This window comes from Acidiferrimicrobium sp. IK, assembly GCF_025499425.1.
Lineage (GTDB): Bacteria > Actinomycetota > Acidimicrobiia > Acidimicrobiales > Palsa-688 > Acidiferrimicrobium.
The window spans coordinates 268,917-291,284 of sequence record NZ_JAIMCB010000003.1 but is presented as its reverse complement, the minus strand read 5'-3'; the positions used below and the strand labels follow the sequence as shown (position 1 = coordinate 291,284).

Sequence of the window (22,368 nt, the reverse complement as noted above, 5' to 3'; positions counted from 1 at the left end):
GCGACGGCCAGCGCCGCGCCGGCCAGCACCGCAACGGACTGCAGCGCCCTCGCCTTGCGGACCCGCGCTGCGAGCGCACCCGCCCCCAACGCCACCGCCCCGAGCGCCGAGACCCGCCTGAAGCGCCTGGAGACCATGGGATGGATCCTTTCCCCGCGGCTGGCGCCGCACCGTCGTCGTAGCAACATCTGCCCGGTATGACGCACGAGCACACCATCCGGTTGACACCGCGGCCGATGGAGTCCGACAGTTCGGTCAGGACGGGTGCTAGCGGGTGATACTTGCAGGCCCCCGCTCCGAACGGGCGTCGGGGCCGGACGCGGCGGCGGGCCGGCCCGCCGGCCGGCCCACCGCGTCATCGCGTCATCGCGTCACCGCGACGTTCAGCTGTGCTGGCAGCCGCGCAGCACCGGGCTCGCCTCGGCGGTCTCCTCGTCAGTGAAGAGGCGGGACCGGACGAGGAACCTGACCCCTTCGGGGGCCTCGACGGAAAACCCGGCGCCCCGCCCGGGGACCACGTCCACGGTGAGATGGGTGTGCGCCCAGTACTGGTACTGGTCGGGGCCCATGTAGAACGGCTGGCCGGCCACTTCCCCGAGGTACACCTCCCGCTCGCCGACTTTGAAGTCGTCGCGGGGGTAGCACATCGGACTCGAGCCGTCGCAGCACCCGCCGGACTGGTGGAACAGCAGCGGGCCGTGCTGGCCCACCAGCTTGTCGACCAGCGCGGCGGCCTCCGGGGTGATGTCCACCCTGGTGGCGGTCACCGGCGGCGCCCGCTCAGAAGAAGCCGAGCCGTTTGGGGCTGTAGCTCACGAGCAGGTTCTTGGTCTGCTGGTAGTGATCGAGCATCTGGGCGTGGTTTTCCCGGCCGATCCCGGACCCCTTGTAGCCACCGAACGCGGCGTGAGCCGGGTAGAGGTGGTAGCAGTTGGTCCACACCCGCCCGGCCTTGATAGCCCGGCCCATGCGGTACGCGGTGTTGGCGTCGCGGGTCCACACCCCCGACCCCAGCCCGTAGAGGGTGTCGTTGGCTATGCGCACCGCCTCCGCCTCGTGGGCGAACTTGGTCACCGACAGGACCGGCCCGAAGATCTCCTCCTGGAAGATCCGCATGCTGTTGTCGCCCTCGAAGATCGTCGGCTCCACGTAAAACCCGTCGGGGTAGCCCTCTACGGTGCGGCGGTTGCCCCCGACCCGGATCGAGGCACCTTCGGCCTTGCCGATGTCGAGGTACGACAGGATCTTCTCCAACTGGTCGTTGGACGCCTGCGCGCCGACCATGGTCTCGGTGTCGAGGGGATCGCCGAGCACCATCGCTTTGGTCCGCTCGACTGCCCGTTCCATTAGCTGGTCGTAAATGGACTCGTGGATCAGCGCCCGCGACGGGCAGGTGCACACCTCGCCCTGGTTGAGAGCAAACATGACCAGGCCCTCGATCGCCTTGTCGAAGAAGTCGTCATCGGCCGCGGCGACGTCCGCGAAGAAGATGTTGGGGCTCTTGCCGCCCAGCTCCAGGGTGACGGGGATGACGTTCTCCGACGCGTACTGCATGATCAGCCGGCCGGTGGTCGTCTCGCCGGTGAAGGCGATCTTGGCGATCCGCTTGTTGGACGCCAGCGGCTTGCCGGCCTCGACGCCGAACCCGTTCACCACGTTGAGCACCCCGTCGGGGAGCAGGTCGCCGATCAGCTCCATGACCTTCAGGATCGACCAGGGTGTCTGCTCGGCGGGCTTCAACACGACGCAGTTGCCCGCCGCCAGAGCCGGGGCCAGCTTCCAGGTCGCCATGAGGATCGGGAAGTTCCAGGGGATGATCTGGCCGACCACGCCGAGCGGCTCGTGGAAGTGGTAGGCGACGGTGTCGTCGTCGATCTGGGAGATGCCGCCCTCCTGGGCCCGCAACACGCCGGCGAAATACCGGAAATGGTCGACCGCAAGCGGCAGGTCGGCGGCGAGGGTCTCGCGTACCGGTTTGCCGTTTTCCCAGCATTCGGCCACCGCGAGCATCTCCAGGTTGGCCTCGATGCGGTCGGCGATCTTGAGCAGGATCGAGGAACGCTCGGTGGTACTGGTACGCCCCCAGGCCTCGGCTGCGGCGTGGGCGGCGTCGAGGGCCAGCTCGATGTCCTTGGCGTCGGAGCGGGCCACCTTCGTGAAGGCCCGTCCCGTGATCGGCGCGATGTCCTCGAAGTAGCGGCCTTCGACGGGCGGGACCCACTTGCCTCCGATGTAGTTGTCGTACTGGGCTTCGACGGTTACCGAGCTACCGGCTTCACCAGGCGCAGCAAATCGCATGTTGGACCTTCCCCCTGTGGAGAGATCCGCCGTCCACCCGGACGGCGGCGATACGACGCTAAAGCTGAAGGGGTTGGGAAAAGGTTGGTCGGCGGCGGGGGTGGCCGCGCCGGCGCAGCCCTCCTGCCCGACTGGGGGACCGGGCCCTGGGTACGCTGGTCAACGAACCTTTGGGGGAGCCGCGTGGATCGAGAGCTTCGGGACAGGAGGCTGGACCTCGAGCGGCACTGGCGGGCCGGTGCCACCGAAAGCGCCGGCGCCGCGGTGCGACCCGAGGTGCTGTCGTCCTGGGAGCGCTCGGCGCGCACCGTCGCACCGGAGCTGGACGCGGCGCCCGTCGCGGCGGCAGAGGACATCAGGACCCGGTGGGCCGAGTCGCGCCTCGGTCGGGCCAGCCGGATAATCCTCGAGGACCTAGAGGACCTGGCGTCGAGCGGCGACTTGATGGCCGCGCTGACCGACGAGAGCGTCACCATCGCGTGGATCGCCGGCGGGCGGACCATGGCCCGCCGGGCCGACCGGGTCCACTTCTCTCTCGGCGGGTGCTGGGCGGAGTCCGCGGTCGGCACCAATGCGCTGGGCCTCGCCGAGCGCACCGCCCGCCCCGCGACGGTGTTCTCCGCGGAGCACTACGCCCCGATGGTCCACGACTGGGTGTGCTACTCGGCGCCGATCCTCGACCCTGACACCGGCCTGTTCCTCGGCGTGCTGGACCTGTCCACCACGTGGGAGCGCTCCAACCCGGCCCTGCTCACCACGGTGACCGCCTTGACCCGCTGCGTCGAGTACGAGTTGGCGGCCTCCCCGCGCCCGGCGCCGCCACGGGCGCCGGGCCGACGCAGCCCCGACGGGCTTACGGTGCGCTCCCTCGGCGCACCGCAGGTACTGGTGGACGGCGCCGCGGTCGCCCTCACCCGGCGCCAGCTGGAGCTGCTGGTCGTCCTCTCCCTACACGCCGACGGGATGAGCCTCGACGAGCTCACCGGTCGGGTGTACGGCGACCAGCCGGTGCGCGCCACCACCGTGAAGGCCGAACTGTCGCATCTGCGCCAGATCCTCGGGGGACGCATCGGGTCGCGGCCTTACCGGCTCGTCGGGCCGGTGGAATCGGACCATCACCGCCTGCTCGACGCACTGGCCGCCGGGGACACCGCCGCTGCCGTCGCCGCGTACGGCGGGCCGCTGCTGGCGTTCTCGGAGAGCCCCGACATCCAAGCTTGGCGTCACCACATCGACGCCGCGGTCCGAGACGGCGCCCTGCGCTCCCACGACCCCGAGGTGCTGTGGGAGCTGAGCGGCCGCTGCCCCGACGACCTCGAGCTGCACGAGGCGTGCATCGCCGCGCTCGGCCCCGACGACGCCCGGCGCAGTATCGCGGTCGGGCGGATCGCCGCGGCACGCGAGGCGTGAGCCGCAGCTCCCCTCGCCCGGCGCCGCGCCCCGCCGCGCAGACCGCTAGCGTCCCGAGGCATCGCCGCCGCGGGCGGCGCAAAACACCAAAACGGGAGATCCGATGCCGCTGTTCGGGAAGGGCAATGCCGACACTGGCGCCACGTGGGAGCCGGAGGCCGCCGACGGCCGCCTGGCCCAGACCGCCGGGGCCGACCCCTCGGGCGTGTTCACCTCCGACCTGACGGTGTCGGAGTACGTGCTGCTCGGCGAGGCCGGCTTCGAGCCGCTCGGCTTCGTCGTCGGGTCGTCGATCTACCACATCGGCATCCAGGTGGCGCGGTGGGGGCAAAACCAGGAGCTGGGGATCCTGACCCAAGCCATGTACAACGCCCGGGAGCTGGCCATGAACCGGATGCGGGCGGAGGCCGAGCACCTCGGGGCGGACGGGATCGTCGGGGTCAACATGGGGATGCAGGCCTACGTGTGGGGCCAAGACGTGCTCGAGTTCATCGCCACCGGGACCGCGGTTCGGGCGGTGGACGGTCCGCCGGGCAGCCATCGGGCGCCCGACGGCCGGCCCTTCACCTCGGACGTGTCCGCCCAGGACTTCTTCCGCCTCCTGTCGGCCGGAGCGGTACCGGTGGCGTTCGTGCTCGGCACGTGCGTCTACCACATCGCCCACCAGTCGGCGCTGCAGGCCTTGCGCCAGGCCGGCCAGAACCAGGAGATGACCACCTTCACGCAGGGCATCTACGAAGCCCGGGAGCTGGCCCTGGCCCGGATGCAGGCGGAGGCGACCGCCGCGCAGTCGTCGGGGATCGTCGGGGTCAGCGTCGAGGTCCACAACCACGTGTGGGGGGAGCACGCCACGGAGTTCCTGGCCACCGGCACGTCCATCCGGCGGCTGAGCGCCGAGCAGCGTCAGGGCCCCTCGCCGGCGCCCACCTTCACCCTCGGCCTCGACCGCTAGCCCCCGCCTGGGAACCGGCCGCCGGGGTCACCACGAAGGGCGAAGTCGACCCTGGTCGGCCAGGACGCGGAGGGCCGCGGTCAGCTGCCGGAAGGCCGACTCGCTCAGTTGGCCTCGCCAATGTTCAACGGTCTCGCCGGCCGCGGCCTCCGCGGCCTGCGTGCAGGCGCGGCCCCGTTCGGTGAGGACCAGCAGCCGGGCCCGTGCGTCGCTGCCGCCACTCCTGGGCTCGAGGCGGTCACATCCGACGGCACCCGGATCGTTCCGCCTTGGGGCAGTGACCGCGATGCCTTCCCCACCCCGGTAGGGCAGGGTCCAGCCCGGCCGCTAGGTGAGGCGCGAGGCGGTGTCGTTCAGCCCGTCGAGGGAGTGCAGGATCGAGCGGACCGCCTCCGCCGCGCTGGAGAGATCTAGCGACACCTGGCGCACCGCGGTCGCCTGCTCCTCGACGGAGGCGGCGATGTCGGTCTGGATCCCCTGGATCTCGGTTACGACATCGGTGGTGGCGGCGAAGCTCTCGGCGACCGCGCCGGCCTCCCGGATCACCGCAGCGATGACCCCGTTGACCTTCCCGGCCGACAGGGCGGTCTCCGCTGCCAGGGTCTTCACCTCGTTGGCGACCACGGCAAAGCCGCGCCCGACCTCGCCGGCCCTTGCCGCTTCGATCGTGGCGTTGAGCGAAAGCAGGTTGGTCTGGTCGGCCAGGTTGGCGATGATCGCGTTGACCGCGGAGATCTCCTCCACCGACCCGAGAAGGCGCGACACCCGGGTGGCGGCCTCCTCGGCCGACGCCCGCCCCGAGTCGGCGGTCGTGGCGGCCCGGTGGGCCCGCTCCGCGACCTCCTGCACCGCCAGGCTCAACGTCTCCAGCTGGCTGTCGACGCTCTCCACCGAGCGGCTGCTCTCCGCCGCGCTCTGCCGGATCCGGTCGCTGTCCTCGACCAGCGCGACGGTCACCCCGGCCAGCTCGTCGCGACGTTGCCGCTCGGCCTCGATCTGGCCCTCCGCCGTGCGCTGGCGATCCGCAGCCGCCTCCTCGCGTTCGTTGGCCGACTCCGCCGCGAGCCGGAAGTTGTCGGCCTCGACGGCCTCCGCGAAGTGCCACATGCAGAGGATGCCGGCCACCTCGAGCGCCACCAGGCCGGCGTGGACCGCGACCATCCCGATGACGCTCGGCGTGGACATCTTCATGCCGAACACCCGCTCCGGGAACATCACCCCCAAGACCGCGTGGTGGATCACCACTGAGACCACCGCGAAGAGCAGAGACCGCCACGACTGGTACAACGCGACGAAGACCAGGATGGCGTAGAGGTGGATGTGCGCCTCGATCGAGCCGCCGGTCAGGTCGATCAGCACGAAGCTGCAGCTGAGCAGGCCGAGGGCAGTCAGGTCGTACGCCGTTGGGGCCAGGGCGCCCTGCGCTTTCGACCTGGCTAGCGCCGACGCCGCGAGGAGCGCGACGGGGATGAGCACCAAGAAGCACTCGCTCGCCGGGCGGGGGCCGAGCAGCCCGACGAGGATGAGGGCCGGGACGTGCGCGACGAGCAGCCGGGTGTTGATCCGGTGCCGGGCATCCGCCGACGCGACGGTCATCCGCGCGCCTTTCGGGAGTGATTCGAGGAGGCTCACGAATGAGGCCATCGGCTTCCTGGCGGTGGTCTTTAGGCAAGCCTGGCCGGGACATCCCGAAATCGGCGATCGCCGCCGCTTCGAGCCGGCGCCGGCCGCACCCGCGGTGATGATCGCCGGGTTGGGACTGGCCGAGTTGGGGCTGGCCGGGTCGGGGCTGGCCGGCTCGGGGCTGGCCGGCTCGGGGCGGCGCGCCACGCTACGGTCCCCGTACATGCACACCCACTTCGAACGGCACCGCTCCGGGCGAGCAGGGTGGCTGCGAGCGGCGGTCCTCGGCGCCGACGACGGCCTGGTGTCGACCGCCGCGCTCCTTATCGGCGTCGCCGCGTCCGGCGCCAGCCGCAGCGCCATTTTGACCGCTGGGCTCGCGGCCCTGACCGCCGGGGCGATGGCCATGGCCATCGGCGAGTACGTGTCGGTGAGCGCCCAGTCCGACACCGAGCGCGCCGACCGGGCGCTCGAGGCCCGGGAGCTGGCGGACGACCCGCAGATGGAGCTACGGGAACTGATCGGGATCTACCGCAACCGGGGGTTGTCGGCCGAGCTGGCGACCGAGGTCGCGACCGCGCTCCACGCCAACGACGCGCTGGAAGCACATCTGCGCGACGAGCTCGGGCACGCCCCCGGCGCGGCAGCCCGCCCCATTCAGGCCTCTCTGGCCTCTGCGGCCAGCTTCGCGGTAGGCGCCGCGGCGCCGCTGGTGACCGCGGCGGTCAGCCCGGCCGGAGGGCGCAGCGCCCTTCTCGCGGCGGTGACCCTGGTAGCGCTTTGCGGGCTGGGCACGCTCGGGGCGGCCCTCGGAGGAGCGCCCCGGGTCCGAGCCGCCCTGCGGGTCGGGATCGGTGGCGCGCTCGCCATGGCCGTCACCTACGGCGTCGGGGCCCTCTTCGGCACCACGGTCTGATCGTCTGGGGCGCTCCCGGGGCTCAGCTCTGGGCCGTTTCGGGGTCGGCGAGGGACAGGTAGTTCTCGTCTTCTTGCGCGAAGTGCAGGGTGAGCACGGCGTGGAGGCCGTAGAGCAGCCGTCGCACCTCGGCCAGCTCTGCGTTCGCCGGCGGGGCGCTCAGCGTGTCGAGGATCTGGCCGAGCCGTCGGGTGAGGCGGTCGATCTCAACGTGCGAGCGGCTCATGGTGGCGGTGCGGTCGGTGCCCCCGAGCACCCGGGCCAGCATCGGGTAGAGCAGAGCGTCCTCAGCCTCCTCGTGGGGGAGCAGCTCGTCGTCCAGCCAGCGTCGGGCGTCGGCGGCGAGGGCCAGCGCGTCGGCCGTCGGGAGGGTCCCGATGCCGTCCGCGGCTCGGGCGAGGCGGTCCAGCTCCGGGAACAGGTTGCGGTGCTCGCCGGCGAAGCGGCCGGCCAGCTGCGCATCGGCCCCCTCGAGGTTGGCGTAGCCCCGTCCGGGGGCGACGGCGCGCATGGCGTTGAGGATGACCGCGACGTCGATGGCCTCCTGGGTGATGGCACCCCACGCCGCGGGCAACAGGCCTGCGGCGGCGACGGCCATGGCGGCGACCGACAGGCCGATGCCTGCGACCACGCTTTGGGTGGCGATGCGCAAACTGCGGCGGGCGATGACCACCGCGTCGCCGACCCGGTCGAGACGGTCGACGTTGAGGACGACGTCGGCGGCCTCGGAGGACGCGGTCGCTCCTCGCGCCGCGACGGCTACTCCGACATCCGCCAGGGCCAGGGCGGGCGCGTCGTTGATGCCGTCTCCGACCATGACCGTCGGGCCGACCCGGCGGGCTGCGTTGACGGCCTCGAGCTTTTGTTGCGGTGTCTGCTCGGCGAGGACTTGGTCAACGCCGATGACCGCTCCGACCGCGTCGGCGACATCAGCGCGGTCCCCGGTGACCATCACGATCCGTCCGATCCCGTCGCGGCGCAGCCGCCGGATCGTCCTGGCCGCGTCGGGTCGAATCGGGTCGGCGAAGATCATGACGCCGACGGGGCGGTCGTCGACGGCGACGAACACCGTCACCTGGCCGTCGCGGTCTGCTCCCCGGCGGGCTGCGGCCATCCACTCCACGGCCCCGTCCGCCGACGCCCATGAGCTCTTCCCGACCGCGACCCGCCGGCCCGACACCACGCCCCTCACGCCGTGGCCAGGGACCTCCTCGACTTGGTCGGGAACGCTGAGGGTCAGACCGCGGAGCGCTGCGGCGTGCACGACGGCGGCCGCCAGAACGTGGGGGGACACCTGGTCGAGCGACGCGGCCAGCCCGAGGACCGCCGACTCCTCGAGGCCGCCGGGCTCGGTGACGACCCTGAGGAGGGTCGGGTGGCCGGCGGTCAGGGTGCCGGTCTTGTCGAAGAGCAAGACCCGCGCCGACGCCAGCCGTTCGAGCGCGCCGCCGCCTTTGATCACCACACCGCGCTGCGCGGCCAGCGACAAGCCGGAGACCAAGGCGACGGGCACCGCGAGGATCAGCGGGCAGGGCGTGGCGACGACCAGGACCGCCACCGCCCGGGCCAGCCCGCCGCCGGCCACCCCGGCCGCGGTCGCCACCGCCAGGCTCACGGCCAGGAACACCACGGCGTAGCGGTCGGCGAGGCGGACCGCGGGCGCCGACTCGCTCTGGGCGGAGGCCACCAGCTGGACGATCCCGGCGTAGGCGCTGGCTGCGCAGGTGGTGGTGGCCCGCATGGTGAGGGGGCCCCCGACGTTGACGGTGCCGCTGCGCACGGCGTCACCGACCTGGCTCTCCACCGGCAGCGGCTCGCCCGTCAGGGCCGACTCGTCGATCACCGGGACCCCCGACTCCACCCGGCCGTCCACCGGCACGACCTCTCCCGGCTTGACCAGCAGCAGATCCCCCACCGCGACCTCCTCGACTGCCACGTCGCGCAGCCCGTCGTGGGTGTGGCGGTGGGCCACTCGGGGCGCCCGCTCCACCAGCTTGCGCAGCTCGCGGCTTGCCCGCCCAGCCGCCCACGACTCCAAGGCCCGGCCGCTGGCCACCATCACCGCGATCACCGCGCCGGCCAGAAACTCCCCGACCACGAGGGTGCCGCACAGCGCCAGCAGCGCCAGGACGTCGACACCAAGATGCCGGCGCCACGCCGCCTGCAGAACCCACCACGCAGACGCGGCTGCCGCGAGCGCGGTGGCAGCGGCCCACGCCCCGTGCGCCGCGCCCGGCGCGCCAGCGAGGTGCGCGACGCCGCCCGAAGCCAGGAGCACGAGGACGACCGCGAGCATCACGACGTCGGGGTCAGGACCCCTCCCGGTCCCGTCCGCGGGTCGCTCGGCTCCCGGTGACGGCAGGCGCGCCTGCCCTTCAGCGCTCATGACCGACCGACGTCAGAGCGAGAACTACCACGTGCGGCACCCTGATCACCTCACCCGCATCCTGCTCCGTGCCGGCGGGTACGGGCAGGGCCCAACGGCCCTTCCCGGCCGGCGCTCAGCCCCCAACCGGCGGCAGGTCAGCCCGGCTGCCCTCGGCCGCTGCCAGGCTGACGACGCCGGAGGGGTCGAGCAGGCGCTGGATCTGATCGGCCAGCCACCGGGCGACAGCGGCACGGGACGCCGCGGCGAGCGGCCCGGTGCGCAGCACGTACCGGGTCGTCACCGCGCCCATGATGATCGACCCGACGGCCGCCGCTTGGGCTTGCGCCTCGACGGGCGTGCACCCCGTAACCGCCGGCAGGTAGTCGCTGAGCGGGGCGGCGGCCCGCTGCAGCATGAAGTCGCCGAGCGCGGCGGCCGCCACGTCGGAGGTGCCCGCGGAGCGCAACATCATGAGGAGCGGGTCCTCCGAGTCGGCCGCCTCCCATCGCTCGACGACCTTGGCCGCGATGCGATCACCGAGCGAGGAGAACGGGCCGGAAACGACGCCCGCCACGTCGAGGTCGACGGCGGTGGCGGCCCGGAACAGCCCCGCTTTGCCCCCAAAGTACCTGGTGATCAGGTTGGGGGCGACGCCGGCCGAGGCTGCGATCTTGCGGACCGTGGCCCCGTCGAAGCCGTGCCGAGCGAAGTGGGCTTTGGCCTCGTTGAGGATCCGTTGGCGGGTAGCGGCAGCATCGCGGTTCACCAAAAGAAGTGTACAACCGTACACATCGGTGGGTAGGCTGCCCCCATGACCATCGAGCCGACGGGGAAGACCGTAACTGCCGAGCGGGCCGACGCCACACCAGCCGGCACCAAGTGGTGGACCCTCGTCGCGGTCTGCCTCGGCACCTTCATGCTGCTCCTCGACGTGACAGTCGTGAACGTGGCGTTGCCGGCCATCCAGACCGAGCTGCACTCGACCTTCGCCGATCTGCAGTGGGTGGTCGACGCTTACGCCCTGACCCTCGCCGCGTTCCTGCTCACGTCCGGCTCGCTGGCGGACATGTTCGGCCGGCGGCTGCTGTACATGGCCGGGCTGGCCATATTCACCGCCGCGTCGGCGTTGTGCGGGGCGGCGCAGAGCCCGCTGATGCTCGAGCTGTCCCGGGGCCTGCAGGGGGTGGGCGGGGCGGTCATGTTCTCGGTGTCCCTGGCCCTGCTGGCCAGCGCCTTCCACGGCAAGGAGCGAGGCCTCGCGTTCGGGGTGTGGGGCGCCATCACCGGCGTCGCCGTCGCCATCGGCCCCATCGTCGGAGGTGCGCTGGTCAGCGGACTGTCGTGGCGGTGGATCTTCTTCGTCAACCTGCCGGTCGGGGCGGTCGCCCTCGCCGTCACCTTCTACCAGGTGGCCGAGTCCCGCAGCGACAAGGCCAGCCGCCCAGACTGGGCCGGCTTCGTCCTCTTCACCGGAGGTCTGGTATCGATCGTCTACGCACTGATCGAGGCCGGCCGGACCAGCTTCTCCAGCACCACCGTGATCGCCACGTTCGCCGCCGGAGGGGTCCTCCTCGCCGGGTTCTTGCTCGTCGAGGCCCGGCTCGCCCACCCCATGTTCGACCTCCGGCTGTTCCGGCTGCCCACCTTCACGGGCGGAGCGGTGGCGGCGTTTGGCGTCTCGGTGAGCATCTTCTCGGTCCTCCTGTACCTGACCATCTACCTCCAAGACGTGCTCGGCTACAGCGCGCTACAGACCGGGCTCCGGCTGCTGGTGCTTTCCGGTGGCATCCTCGCCGTCAGCTTCCTGGCCGGGCGCCTCACCGCCCACGTGCCGATCCGCTTCCTCATCGGTCTGGGTCTGCTCGCCGTCGGGGGCGGCCTCATGCTCATGCGCGGCCTGAGCGCCACCTCGGGGTGGACGCATCTGATCCCGGGCATGATCCTCGGCGGGGTGGGCGTCGGATTCATCAACCCGCCGCTGGCATCTACGGCCGTCGGGGTGGTCACGCAGGAGCAGGCAGGCATGGCTTCGGGGATCAACTCCACCTTCCGCCAGATGGGGATCGCCACCGGGATCGCGCTGCTCGGCTCGGTCTTCACCAGCCGGCTGTCGAGCTCGGTGGCCTCCCTGGCGTCGGGCACCCCGCTGTCGGGCCGCAGCGCCGCGATCGCCAAGGCCCTTGAGAACGGTCAGGTCGCAACCTTGTTCCAAAAGGTGCCGGCCGCCCACCGGCAGCTGCTCAATCACGTGGTCAAGGCGAGCTTCACCTCGTCGCTGGACCTGATCCTGCTGGTCGCCGCGATATTCGCCTTCGCAGCCGGCGTCTTGGCGCTGGCGTTGATCCGTTCACGGGACTTCGCGTCCGGGGCGGCCCACACGGCGCCCGCTCACTGAGGAGCGTCGAGCAGGCTGGTCCGACACCTAGCGCTCACTTGTGCCCATAGCGCCAGCGGATTAGAGTATTCCGCCAGCGAGTTTATCTATCAGGGGGACATACTTCAGTGCGTGCAAGTTTGGCGAAGGGCACGGCCGTAGCGGCCGCGCTCACCCTGGCGGCATCGGCCTGCGGCAGCAGCAAGTCGAGCTCGACGGGATCAGGGGGCTCATCGAGCACCGTTGCGGCGAGCGGATCGACCGGCTCCGGTGGAGCAACAAGCAAGACCATCACCGTAGGCGTTCTTACGGACTCCACCGGCGTCGCATCCTCGGGATTCACCACGACCGAGCAGGGCATCAAGGCTGGCATCGGTGTGGCCGCGAGCAAGGGCTTCAACATCAAGTACGTGATGGCGGACACCCAGTCCACGCCCGCCGGGGCTTTGGCAGCCGCCCAGAAGCTGGTCGAGCAGGACCACGTGTTCGCGATCCTCGAGGTCAGCTCCGACTTCTACGGGGCGGCGCAGTACCTGGCCTCCCAGCATGTACCGGTCATCGGCGGCGGCTTCGACGGACCCGAGTGGGCCACCGGAGCGCTCAACAACCTGTTCGACACCAGCTCGAGCGGTGATTACTCGAAGGTCGCCACCACGTTCGGCACGGCGTTAAAGAACGCCGGCGTGACCAATGTAGGGGTTCTGGCCTACGGGGTCTCCTCGACGTCGACGGGGGCCGCCTCCGGTGCGGCTCTCTCCGCCCAGAACGCTGGCATCAAGGTCGGCTACCAGAATTACAACTTCCCCTTCGGGAGCACTGACGTTCAGCCCGTCGCCATCGCCATGAAACAGGCCGGCGTCGACGCGGTCTATTCGGTGACCGTACCGAGCACCGGCTTCGCGCTGGCGGCCGCCCTCAAGGCGCTAGGGGTCAACCTGAAGATGATGCTGCTGCCGACCGGCTATGGGGGGGACCTCCTCCAGTCGCCGGCGGGCGTCGCAGCCGCCCAGGGCGTCGACTTCTACACCGTCGCCCAGCCCGTGGAGATGAACACCGCCGCCACCAAAGCCTTCCAGTCCGCGCTGACGTCCTACTCTGGCGTCTCGGGCATCCCGACCTTCGCCGAGTACGGGGGCTACATCGCAGTCGCTGCACTCGTAGACGGGCTCCAAAAGGCGGGCACCAACCCGACATCGTCCAGCTTCGAGTCGGCGCTCCGGGCGGACTCGACGTTCGACGCCTTCGGGTTGTACGGCACCCACATGGTCGACTTCTCGAAGTTCGGGTCGGTCGCGGGCGGCCTCGGCCCCGACAACTGCCTGTACCTCACCAAGCTCTCGGGGACCACTTTCAACCTGTTGGCGGGTGACACGCCGGTGTGCGGGACGATCCTCCCCGGCCTGAAGGCCAAGACCGGCACCTCCTGAGCCCACCCCTGGGCTGGACCACCGGCATGTGCCCCGGCGTTGCCAGGCACATGCCGGTGCGGCCGGGCGATCCAAGCGGATCAGCTGAGCGCCCGTGGCCGGCTGGTCCGCCGGAGTGTCGACGCCGGCACGGAGGAGGCTTCTCCGCCAAGACGCGAAGCGGTGGCGGCGTCTGGCGTCTCGGTGAGCCTTCAGATGGGGATCGCCACCGGGACCGCGCTCCTCGGCCCCACTGACACCGGCCAGCCGTCGCAGCTGCCGCTTGCCTCTACATTTCATGTTCCCACCAACCGCGGGTGTCGACGTCCGCGGCGTCTGCTAGCGCCTCCAGTTCCGCTATCTCCGCGCCGGCGAGCTCTCTGCCGCCAGCTCTGACCAACCGTCGATGTAAGCCGCCTTCGTGACCCCGATGATCGGGGTGGTCCCCTTGGCGATGGCCCAAGCGGTCGCGACATCGGGATCAGTCGCACCTAGGTCTTCGCCGATCGCTCCCATCCGGTCCGTCAGAGCCCGCAGGCCGGGCAGGATCGCGCCGTGCACGGCAGCGCTGGCCACGGCAGCGCCGGCAACGGCAGCGCCGCTGCGGCGCCCCGAGTTCCGCAGCCGATGGGCAGCGCACGACGTCTTGATCCGCCATGACGGCGTCAAACGGCTGCAGCACCCCGAGGTCGGACACCTGGAACTGGCGTTCCAGTCCCTCGAGCTCCCCCTGCCCGGCCGAGCGGTGCACGAGCTGATCGTCTACACCGCCGAGCTGGCCACCGCATCCGAGGAGCGGATCAGACTCCTCACCATCTGGGCAGCCATCCACTCTCGGGCGCACAGCCGACCCTGCGGCTTCCCTGATCCCAGGCCCTAGCGCCTGAGCCCGGTCACCTCCGGCATCCCGGTCTCGACTCGACCGGCTCCTAAAGCCTCGCACGCTCCGCTCAATACGAGCGGCGGGCCGGCACGAAGCCGGCCCGCCGCCGAGTATGACGCCGGCCCACGATTCCTCTGGCGGAATCCTTGGAAGCCCACCCCGGAGGGCTTGCGACTATCCGAGGACGCGGCGAGGGACCAACGCGCGATCTCTCATCACGTCACATCACATCACATCACATCACGAGCAGCCGCTGGTGGTCCCGCACGACGGGCAGGCGTGGCAGCTGCCGGCCCGCTGCATCTGCACGCCGCACTGTCCGCAGTAGGGGGCGTCGGACTGGGCCGGCGCCACGGCGAGCGGGGCCGGCACGATGGCCGTGGCCGGAGGCGCCGGCGTCTCGTCGATGTCCTCGACGGGAGTGACGTCGGTGGAGGACAGGTTGGGGGTGACGGTCTCGTCGATGCCCGGCAGGGTCGGCTGGGTCCGCTCCGCCGATGTCAGCACGCCCAGCTCGGCCCGCTCGGCCGCCGGCAGGTAGTCGACGGCGAGCCGGCGGAAGATGTAGTCCACCAGCGACGAGGCGATCCGCAGGTCGGGGTCGTCGGTCATGCCGGCGGGCTCGAAGCGCATGTTGGTGTACTTCTTGACGTATGTCGCCAACGGGACGCCGTGCTGGAGGCCCAGGCTGACCGAGATGGCGAAGGCATCCATGATGCCGGCGAGGGTGGAGCCCTGCTTGGCGACCTTCATGAACACCTCGCCGGGCCGTCCGTCCTCGTACTCGCCGACGGTCACGAAGCCCTCGCAGTCCGCCACCCGGAACGCGAACGTGCTCGACATCCGCCGGCGGGGCATCCGCTCCCGGATCGGCTGCTTGACCACGACCGTCGTCTGGCGCTCCAGCGCCTTTTCCAGCTCGGCGACCTTGATGGCCAGCTCGGCGTCGTGGTGCTCACCGTCGGAGAGCGCCGGGTCGGCGACGGCCTTCTTGGCGGTGGCCAATGGCTGGGCCACCTTGCAGTTGTCGCGGTACATGGCGATGGCCTTGAGGCCCAGCTGCCACGCCTCGATGTGCAGCTGCTCCACTTCCTCCACCGTCACCGACTCCGGCACGTTGACCGTCTTGGAGATGGCGCCGGAGATGAACGGCTGGACCGCCGCCATCATGTGGATGTGGCCCTTGTAGTGGATGGTGTTGTCGCCCATCGAGCAGGCGAACACCGGGAGGTGCGCGGCGGTCAGGTGGGGTGCGCCCAGGATCGACTTGTGCTCGTCGATGTAGGCGATGATGTCGGCGATCTGCGCCTCGCCGTAGCCGAGGCGGCGCAGGGCCCGGGGCACCGTCTGGTTGACGATCGACATGGTGCCGCCGCCGACCAGCTTCTTCATCTTGACCAGGCCCAGGTCGGGCTCGACGCCGGTGGTGTCGCAGTCCATGAGGAGCCCGATGGTGCCGGTCGGGGCCAAGACGCTGGCCTGGGCGTTGCGCACGCCGTACTGCTCGGCGGTCTCGACGGCCTGGTCCCAGGCCTCTTGGGCGGCGGAGAGCAGCTCGGGGGGTACCAGCTCCTCGTCGATGGAGGCCGCCGCGTCGCGGTGCATGCGCAGCACCCCGAGCATGGCGTCACGGTTCTGGGTGAAGCCGGCGAAGGGACCCATGCGCGCCGCGGTGCGCGCCGAGGTGGCGTAGGAGTGGCCGGTGAGCAGAGCGGTGATGGCCCCGGCCCAGGCGCGGCCCTCGTCTGAGTCGTAGGGCAGTCCCTGGGCCATCAGCAAGGCGCCGAGGTTGGCGTAGCCGATGCCCAGCTGGCGGAAGCGGCGGGAGTTCTCGGCGATTTTCTCGGTCGGGTAGTCGGCGTTGCCGACGATGATCTCCTGCGCAGTGAAGATGACCTCGGTGGCGGCCCGGAAGCCGTCCACGTCGAAGCCGCCGTCGGACTCGAGGAAGGTCAGCAGGTTGAGGCTGGCCAGGTTGCACGCCGAGTTGTCGACATGCATGTACTCCGAGCACGGGTTGGAGCCGTTGATCCGCCCGTGGTTGGGGGCGGTGTGCCACCGGTTGATCGTGGTGTCGAACTGCATCCCGGGGTCGGCGCACTCCCATGCGGCCTTGGCGATCTGACGGAATAGGTCGCGGGCCCGGATGGTCTTGACCACCTCGCCGGTCGTCACCGCCTTGAGGCCCCAGTCGCCGTCTTCGACGACCGCCTGCATGAACTCGTCGGTGACCCGCACCGAGTTGTTGGCGTTTTGGTACTGGATCGAGTGGCTGTCCTTGCCGTCGAGGTCCATGTCGAAGCCGGCGTCGCTCAACGCCCGGGCCTTGCGCTCCTCGATGGTCTTGCACCAGATGAAGTCCTCGACGTCGGGATGGTCGACGTCGAGGATGACCATCTTCGCCGCCCGGCGAGTTTTCCCACCTGACTTGATGGTGCCGGCGGAGGCATCCGCGCCGCGCATGAAGCTCACCGGTCCCGACGCCGTACCGCCACCGCGGAGGCCCTCGTGGGACGAGCGGATCTTCGACAGGTTGACGCCCGCACCGGAACCGCCCTTGAAGATGACCCCTTCCTCCTTGTACCAGTTGAGGATCGAGTCCATCGAGTCCTCGACGGCCAGGATGAAGCAGGCCGAGCCTTGCTGGGGCACGCCCTTGACCCCGATGTTGAACCACACCGGCGAGTTGAAGGCGGCCTTCTGGTGGATGATCAGGTACTTCAGCTCGTCGGCGAAGATCTCCGCCTCGGTGTCGTCCACGAAGTAGCCGTCCTTGCGGCCCCACGCCGTGATCGTGTCGACGACCCGGTCGGCCACCTGCTTGAGCGACGATTCGCGCTCTGCGGTGCCCATCGTGCCCCGGAAGTACTTCTGGGCGAGGATGTTGGTGGCGTTGACGCTCCACGTGGAGGGCACTTCGACCCCGAGCTGCTCGAAGGCGACCGCGCCGGTGGCCCAGTGGGTGATGCGGGCGTCGCGCCGCTCCCAGACCACGGTGTCATAGGGGTGCTGGCCGGCAGTGGTGTACCGCCGGCGAAGGCCGATGCCCATGCGCTCGGGTGCGATTGCCATTCGGAGGTTCCTCTCGTGTGCGTCTCGTGTACGTGGTGCTGCTCGTGGAGCGGCTGCGATGTCTGGTGCGTGCGGACTGCCTGGTCCTGCCGGTCCCGTGCTGCGGTCCTCGGTGCTGCGTCGTCGGTGATGGGCTCGTCAGGTGGTGGGGTGGGGCGCCGGCCGGCGCCGACCCCACCACAAGCGCTTGTGGTTGGGAGTCGCCCCCGCGGGACACAACCACAACATACAGGTTGGTAATTTCAGCACTGTGGTTCGGTCATGTCAATGGTTGGGTGCGCGCGAACCCGCTGGTCATGCGCCGCTCGCGAAGGTTTGCACCCGGCGGCGGGCCGGCGGTCCCGGTCATGGCGCCACCGTAGGGGCCCATCGCTGTGGATCGGTAGGGCGCACATCCTGTGGATCATCAGGGGACAACTCCTGGGTGGTCCACACCCCGGTGAGCGCGATGCGGATCCCGCAGGTCAGGCGATACCCTGGCCGGCGCCGTCGAAGCTGTCCGATCGGCGGCACCAAGACCCGCCGCGGGCCCTCCCGTCCCCGCCCCTTCGACCGGAGGGCCGCGCCAGGCATCCTCTCCCTCCCTCATGACCGGCTCTCCGCTCCCCTCCCGGCGTGACGTCCTACGGATGGCCGCGGGAGCGGCCGTCGGCGCGGTCGTCGCCGGCTGTGGGGGCACCCGCCGCGCCTCCCCGCCCCCCGCGCCGACCGCCAGTACTTCCATCCCGGTGCCGGCGACCACCGCGGCGGGGACGGCGAGCGGCGCAGCGGCGAGCGGCGCTCAGTGGGCTGCGCTCGCCGCCGCCTTGGACGGCAACCTGGTCCGGCCGACCTCGGCCGGGTACCTGTCGGCGGTGCAGCTCTACGACCCTCGTTACGACGGCGCGCGGCCTCAGGGGGTGGCCTACTGCGCTTCGCCCGGGGACGTGCAGCGCTGCATCGGGTTTGCCCGCCAGCACGGGCTGGCGTTGGCGGTCCGCAGCGGCGGGCACAGCTACGGCGGGTATTCGACGGGCGCCGGCTTGGTCGTCGACGTCACCCGCATGGCGGGGGTGAGCGCCGGGTCCGGGAAGGCCACGATCGGCGCCGGCGCCCGCCTGGTCGACGTCTACGGTGCCTTGAACGGGCAGGGAGTGTCGATCCCGGCCGGGTCGTGCCCGACAGTGGGCTTCGCCGGGTTGGCCCTCGGCGGCGGCGCCGGCGTGGTCGACCGGGCCTACGGGCTGACCTGCGACCGGGTGACGTCCCTGCAGGTGGTGACCGCGGATGGCCGCCTGGTCAGCGCGGACGCGGCGACCAACCCGGACCTGTACTGGGCCTGCCGGGGCGGTGGGGGCGGCAACTTCGGGGTGGTCACCTCCTTCCAGGTCGACACCTTCCCGACGCAGCCGGTGACCACCTTCACCCTGTTTTGGCCGTGGGCGGCCGCCGGGCAGGTGCTGCCCGCCTACCTGGCGTGGGCGCCCACCGGCCCCGACCAGCTGTGGGCCAACTGCGTGCTCAGCACCGACCCGGCCCGCAGCGAGGCGCAGGCCGAGGTCAACGGCGTGTGGTTGGGGTCGCCCGCCAGCCTCACCCCGCTGCTCGACGGGCTGCAGCGCGCCGCCGGCGGCGCGGCGGTGTCGTCGCGCTACGTAGGTCAGGCGTCCTTCGCCCACGCCATGCTGCTGGAGGCCGGCTGCGCTTCGCTGTCGCAGGCGCAGTGCCGCCTGCCGACGCAGGGCCCCGCCGGCGTCCTCACCCGCCGCCCCAGCCTGGCCAAGTCCGACTACCTGACCGGCCCGCTCGGCGACAAAGGGGTCGCGGCGGTCCTGGCCGGGATCGACTCCCGCCGGTCGCAAGGGGCCAAGGGCGCGGTGGGCTTCGACAGCTACGGCGGAGCGGTCAACCGGGTGGCACCCGACGCCACCGCGTTCGTGCACCGTGACGCCATCGCGTCCGCCCAGTACAACGCCGATTTCTCGCCGGGCGCCCCCGGCGGGTTCTTGGACGCGGCCCAGCAGTGGCTGGACGGTTGGTACGCGAGCCTCCGTCCGTACGTGAGCGGCGGGGCCTACCAGAACTACATCGACCCGGACCTGGCCAGCTGGGAGCAGGCGTACTACGGCGCCAACCTGCCCCGCCTCCAGCGGGTCAAGGCGGCGTGGGACCCAGACGACGTCTGGCACTTCGCGCAGAGCATCCCGCTCCCGGGCTGAGCCACCGCCCACCGGGGCGTCGCTGGCGTCGGGAGGCGGACCGGTTCAGGGGGTGGCGCTGGGGTGGAGCATGCGGGCAGAGCGAGTCACCAGGTCCATCCACCGCTGGTCGACGATCCGGGCCAGAGCCGACAGCTGTCGCCGTTCCCTGGCCCGGAACGGCCGGCCCCGCCGGCCGAGGAGTACGACCAGGTCAGCGGCGCCCAGTTCCGCCCAGGCCATGTCGTCGGGACCGCCGACGGCGGCCGCGGCCGACGCCCTGCTGCCGGCGACGAACGCCTGGAGCCATGCGGCCGGCGGAGCCGCTCCCACCTCGACGACCGGTGACGGAGCCTCGAGGTCGAGCACCACCGCCCAGTCGGCCTGGAAGTCCCGGCTGCTGCGCCGCGCCAGTGCCTCGAGCAGCTCGGGGACGCTCAGCTGATCGACGAGGAACGCCGCGGTCTCCAAGGCGTCGAGGCGGGGGTCCACGACCGACGAGAGCGCCGGGCGCACGTCTTCCACGTCGACGCCGTCGACCTCGGATACCTCCGAGACGAGCAGCGGGACCAGAGTCTCGCTCGGCAGCTCCACGACCAGCTCGTCGATGGCTCGTCCCGCGCCGCGCTCCAAGATGTCGATGCCGATCAGGTCGCCCCGGACTGCGCCGATGCGGCTGGCGACCGCGCCCAATGCGCCCGGCCGGTCGGGCACCCACACCCGGAGGAGGAACGTAGCCATGGGAGAGAAGTTAAACGCCCCATGTGAACCCCACGTTACGCCACCGCCGCCGGACCGTTACATCCGGTGCGCGCCGGCCGAGGCATCCCGCCGCAGCGGCGTTCCAGGCCGTCACCCCGTCACCCGGCCCGGCCGCGCCCCCCGGCGTCGGGCCGTCAGGCCGGCCGTCACGGTCAGTCAGCTAGGACGTGGCTGTCGCCCGTCACCGCCGAGGGTGTTTCCGAGCCGGTGGATGCGGCCTGCGTGTCAGGCTCGTCAGGGCAGTTCCGCTTGGCGTAGTGCGCCACCCGCTCCTGGCCGCTCAGGGCGGCGATGGCCTCGACGATCTCGTCGGTGACCCGGCGCAGGGTGTCGCGGTCGTCCTCCGCCCCCGGCTCGGCGTCCCAGCGCAACGGCGCACCGATCGCCACGGTCAAGGTCCGGAACGGCCGAGGGAAGCGCGCTCCGATCGGCTGGGCGTCGGCGGTGCCGTGCAGGCCGATCGGCACCACCGGGGCCCGGCAGGAGAGAGCCATTCGGGCCACGCCGGTGCGGCCCTTGTAGAGACGGCCGTCGGGCGACCGGGTGCCCTCCGGGTAGATGCCGAGCACCCCGCCGGCCTGCAGCACCTCCCGGGCCGAGGCCAAAGCCCGGTCGGCGGCCGAGCCGCCCTCCCGCTTGATCGGGATCTGGCCGCCCAGCCGGAAGAACCACGCCACCCGCTTGTCGTCGAAGTACTCGGCCTTGGCCAAGAACGTGACCCGACGAGGCGAGATCAGCGGTATCACCAGGTTGTCGAGGAACGACACGTGGTTGGCCGCGAGGATGACCGGCCCCTGCGCCGGCAGGTGCTCGCGCCCCTCCACCTTGATCCGGTACGCCAGCCGCAGGATCGGTGCCAGCACCATCTTGATCAGCGTGTACCCCATGTGACGGACGCTACGCGCTGACGAGGGGCGCAGGGGACAAAAACGCCACCGGCGCATCGAGGGCTCAGGCGAGCTTGGTCAGGGACCGGCGAAGGTTGCGGATGCTCTGCTGGATGCGCTGCTCGTTCTCGATCAGCGCGAAGCGGACGAAGCCTTCGCCGCCCTTGCCGAACCCCACGCCCGGGGAGGTGGCGACCTCCGCGTCGGTCACCAGGAATTTGGCGAACTCGAGCGAGCCCATCTCCCGGTACGGCTCGGGGATCGGCGCCCACACGAACATGGTGCCCTTCGGCGGCTCGATCTCCCAGCCGATCCGGTTGAGGCCCTCGCAGAGGGCGTCACGCCGGCCCTGGTAGATCTCGTTGACGACCTTCGGGTAGTCCTGCGCCTCGTTCATGGTCACGATGGCCGCGATCTGGATCGGCTGGAAGGTGCCGTAGTCCAGGTAGCTCTTGAGCTTGGTCAGGGCGGCGACAATCTCAGGGTTGCCGACCATGAAAGCCACCCGCCATCCCGCCATCGAGAAACTCTTGGTCAGCGTGTAGAGCTCGACGGCCACCTCTTTGGCGCCCGGAACCTGCATGATCGACGGCGGCTGGTAGCCGTCGAAGGCGGTGTCGGAGTAAGCGAAGTCGTGGACCAGGATCACGTTGTGCTCGCGGGCGAAATCGACGATGCGCTGCATCCACGCCAAGTCGACGCACTCCGTCGTCGGGTTGTGCGGGAACGAGAACACGATGACCCGCGGCCGGGGCCAGGTGGACTCCCAGCTCTCCATCAGGTTGGCGAAGAAATCCTGGTCGGGTCCGAGGCGGACCTGCTGCACATCGGCGCCGGCGAAGAGCGGGGCGTAGATGTGGATCGGGTAGCTCGGCGTCGGCACCAGCGCGGTGTCTCCCGGCCCGACGAGGGTCCACATCAGGTGGGACAGACCCTCCTTGGCGCCGATGGTGGTGACCACCTCGGTGTCGGGATCGAGCTCCACCCCGAAGCGGCGCAGGTACAGGTTGGAGGCGGCCAGCCGCAGCTTGGGGATGCCCCGGGATGCGGAGTACCGGTGGTTGCGGGGGTTGCGGGCGGCTTCGGCCAGCTTGTCCACGGCCAGGTCAGGGCTCGGGATGTCGGGGTTGCCGAACCCCATGTCGACCACGTCGCGCCCGGCCTGGCGGGCATCGTCACGCAGCTGGTTGATGATGCTGAACACGTACGGCGGCAAGCCGTTGATCCGGCGGAACTCCAC

The 22,368-nt window shown here is 70.8% G+C and carries 16 protein-coding genes and 1 pseudogene; 7 read left to right on the top strand and 10 right to left on the bottom strand.

Annotation, left to right across the window (positions count from 1 at the left end; all coding sequences use genetic code 11):
* Nucleotides 1–383: 383 nt before the first annotated feature.
* Entirely contained in the window at nt 384–767 is a 384-nt protein-coding gene (locus tag K6U06_RS07005) for a DUF779 domain-containing protein (RefSeq protein WP_262321193.1), read from the bottom strand.
* 13 nt (nt 768–780) lie between these two features.
* Entirely contained in the window at nt 781–2,298 is a 1,518-nt protein-coding gene (gene adh / locus K6U06_RS07000) for an aldehyde dehydrogenase (protein ID WP_262321192.1), read from the bottom strand.
* Between the two features lie 183 nt (nt 2,299–2,481).
* Here adh and K6U06_RS06995 point away from each other — a divergent pair, with 183 nt between their 5' ends.
* Both K6U06_RS06995 and K6U06_RS06990 read left to right on the top strand, forming a co-directional pair.
* Nucleotides 2,482–3,708: a hypothetical protein gene (locus K6U06_RS06995; protein WP_262321191.1), complete on the top strand. Its 1,227-nt coding sequence runs from the start codon at nt 2,482–2,484 to the stop codon at nt 3,706–3,708.
* 103 nt (nt 3,709–3,811) lie between these two features.
* Nucleotides 3,812–4,660, top strand: coding sequence for a heavy metal-binding domain-containing protein (locus K6U06_RS06990; protein ID WP_262321190.1), 849 nt, complete (start codon nt 3,812–3,814; stop codon nt 4,658–4,660).
* A 327-nt stretch (nt 4,661–4,987) separates the two neighbouring features.
* Here K6U06_RS06990 and K6U06_RS06985 read toward each other — a convergent pair whose 3' ends face one another.
* Entirely contained in the window at nt 4,988–6,256 is a 1,269-nt protein-coding gene (locus tag K6U06_RS06985) for a methyl-accepting chemotaxis protein (protein ID WP_262321189.1), read from the bottom strand.
* A 61-nt stretch (nt 6,257–6,317) separates the two neighbouring features.
* Here K6U06_RS06985 and K6U06_RS06980 point away from each other — a divergent pair, with 61 nt between their 5' ends.
* On the top strand, nt 6,318–7,199 hold the full coding sequence (locus K6U06_RS06980) for a VIT family protein (RefSeq protein WP_262321188.1): 882 nt from the start codon (nt 6,318–6,320) through the stop codon (nt 7,197–7,199).
* Nucleotides 7,200–7,221: 22 nt separating this feature from the next.
* Here K6U06_RS06980 and K6U06_RS06975 read toward each other — a convergent pair whose 3' ends face one another.
* Nucleotides 7,222–9,585 carry a heavy metal translocating P-type ATPase gene (locus K6U06_RS06975; RefSeq protein WP_262321187.1) on the bottom strand — a complete coding sequence of 788 codons (2,364 nt, stop codon included), beginning with the start codon at nt 9,583–9,585 and terminating at the stop codon, nt 7,222–7,224.
* Between the two features lie 115 nt (nt 9,586–9,700).
* Nucleotides 9,701–10,333 carry a TetR/AcrR family transcriptional regulator gene (locus K6U06_RS06970; RefSeq protein ID WP_262321186.1) on the bottom strand — a complete coding sequence of 211 codons (633 nt, stop codon included), beginning with the start codon at nt 10,331–10,333 and terminating at the stop codon, nt 9,701–9,703.
* 45 nt (nt 10,334–10,378) lie between these two features.
* Here K6U06_RS06970 and K6U06_RS06965 point away from each other — a divergent pair, with 45 nt between their 5' ends.
* The gene (locus tag K6U06_RS06965) at nt 10,379–11,962 is read left to right on the top strand and encodes an MFS transporter (RefSeq protein WP_262321185.1); all 1,584 of its coding nucleotides are present in this window, start codon (nt 10,379–10,381) and stop codon (nt 11,960–11,962) included.
* Between the two features lie 119 nt (nt 11,963–12,081).
* Complete coding sequence (locus K6U06_RS06960) at nt 12,082–13,368, top strand: ABC transporter substrate-binding protein (RefSeq protein WP_262321184.1); 1,287 nt, start codon at nt 12,082–12,084, stop codon at nt 13,366–13,368.
* Between the two features lie 268 nt (nt 13,369–13,636).
* Here K6U06_RS06960 and K6U06_RS24665 read toward each other — a convergent pair.
* Nucleotides 13,637–13,914, bottom strand: a pseudogene (locus K6U06_RS24665) (aldo/keto reductase); the annotation flags it as partial.
* Between the two features lie 79 nt (nt 13,915–13,993).
* Here K6U06_RS24665 and K6U06_RS24660 point away from each other — a divergent pair.
* On the top strand, nt 13,994–14,227 hold the full coding sequence (locus tag K6U06_RS24660; RefSeq protein WP_410050994.1) for a hypothetical protein: 234 nt from the start codon (nt 13,994–13,996) through the stop codon (nt 14,225–14,227).
* A 243-nt stretch (nt 14,228–14,470) separates the two neighbouring features.
* On the opposite strand, the gene K6U06_RS06950 is transcribed toward K6U06_RS24660, so the two are convergent.
* The gene (locus K6U06_RS06950; protein ID WP_262321183.1) at nt 14,471–17,302 is read right to left on the bottom strand and encodes a vitamin B12-dependent ribonucleotide reductase; all 2,832 of its coding nucleotides are present in this window, start codon (nt 17,300–17,302) and stop codon (nt 14,471–14,473) included.
* A gap of 587 nt (nt 17,303–17,889) precedes the next feature.
* Here K6U06_RS06950 and K6U06_RS06945 point away from each other — a divergent pair.
* Nucleotides 17,890–19,500: an FAD-binding oxidoreductase gene (locus K6U06_RS06945; protein ID WP_262321182.1), complete on the top strand. Its 1,611-nt coding sequence runs from the start codon at nt 17,890–17,892 to the stop codon at nt 19,498–19,500.
* Between the two features lie 45 nt (nt 19,501–19,545).
* On the opposite strand, the gene K6U06_RS06940 is transcribed toward K6U06_RS06945, so the two are convergent.
* From K6U06_RS06940 to K6U06_RS06930, 3 genes are all read right to left on the bottom strand, one after another.
* The gene (locus K6U06_RS06940; RefSeq protein ID WP_262321181.1) at nt 19,546–20,220 is read right to left on the bottom strand and encodes a hypothetical protein; all 675 of its coding nucleotides are present in this window, start codon (nt 20,218–20,220) and stop codon (nt 19,546–19,548) included.
* 173 nt (nt 20,221–20,393) lie between these two features.
* On the bottom strand, nt 20,394–21,128 hold the full coding sequence (locus K6U06_RS06935; RefSeq protein ID WP_262321180.1) for a lysophospholipid acyltransferase family protein: 735 nt from the start codon (nt 21,126–21,128) through the stop codon (nt 20,394–20,396).
* 64 nt (nt 21,129–21,192) lie between these two features.
* Nucleotides 21,193–22,368 carry an aminotransferase class I/II-fold pyridoxal phosphate-dependent enzyme gene (locus K6U06_RS06930; RefSeq protein WP_262321179.1) on the bottom strand — a complete coding sequence of 392 codons (1,176 nt, stop codon included), beginning with the start codon at nt 22,366–22,368 and terminating at the stop codon, nt 21,193–21,195.

What these genes read in the sequence shown, in the direction of transcription:
- adh (WP_262321192.1), bottom strand. Translation starts at nt 2,298, where the DNA reads ATGCGATTTGCTGCGCCTGGTGAAGCCGGTAGCTCGGTAACCGTCGAA.
- K6U06_RS06990 (WP_262321190.1), top strand. Translation starts at nt 3,812, where the DNA reads ATGCCGCTGTTCGGGAAGGGCAATGCCGACACTGGCGCCACGTGGGAG.
- K6U06_RS06985 (WP_262321189.1), bottom strand. Translation starts at nt 6,256, where the DNA reads ATGACCGTCGCGTCGGCGGATGCCCGGCACCGGATCAACACCCGGCTG.
- K6U06_RS06975 (WP_262321187.1), bottom strand. Translation starts at nt 9,585, where the DNA reads ATGAGCGCTGAAGGGCAGGCGCGCCTGCCGTCACCGGGAGCCGAGCGA.
- K6U06_RS06965 (WP_262321185.1), top strand. Translation starts at nt 10,379, where the DNA reads ATGACCATCGAGCCGACGGGGAAGACCGTAACTGCCGAGCGGGCCGAC.
- K6U06_RS06950 (WP_262321183.1), bottom strand. Translation starts at nt 17,302, where the DNA reads ATGGCAATCGCACCCGAGCGCATGGGCATCGGCCTTCGCCGGCGGTAC.
- K6U06_RS06945 (WP_262321182.1), top strand. Translation starts at nt 17,890, where the DNA reads ATGACCGGCTCTCCGCTCCCCTCCCGGCGTGACGTCCTACGGATGGCC.
- K6U06_RS06940 (WP_262321181.1), bottom strand. Translation starts at nt 20,220, where the DNA reads ATGGCTACGTTCCTCCTCCGGGTGTGGGTGCCCGACCGGCCGGGCGCA.
- K6U06_RS06935 (WP_262321180.1), bottom strand. Translation starts at nt 21,128, where the DNA reads ATGGGGTACACGCTGATCAAGATGGTGCTGGCACCGATCCTGCGGCTG.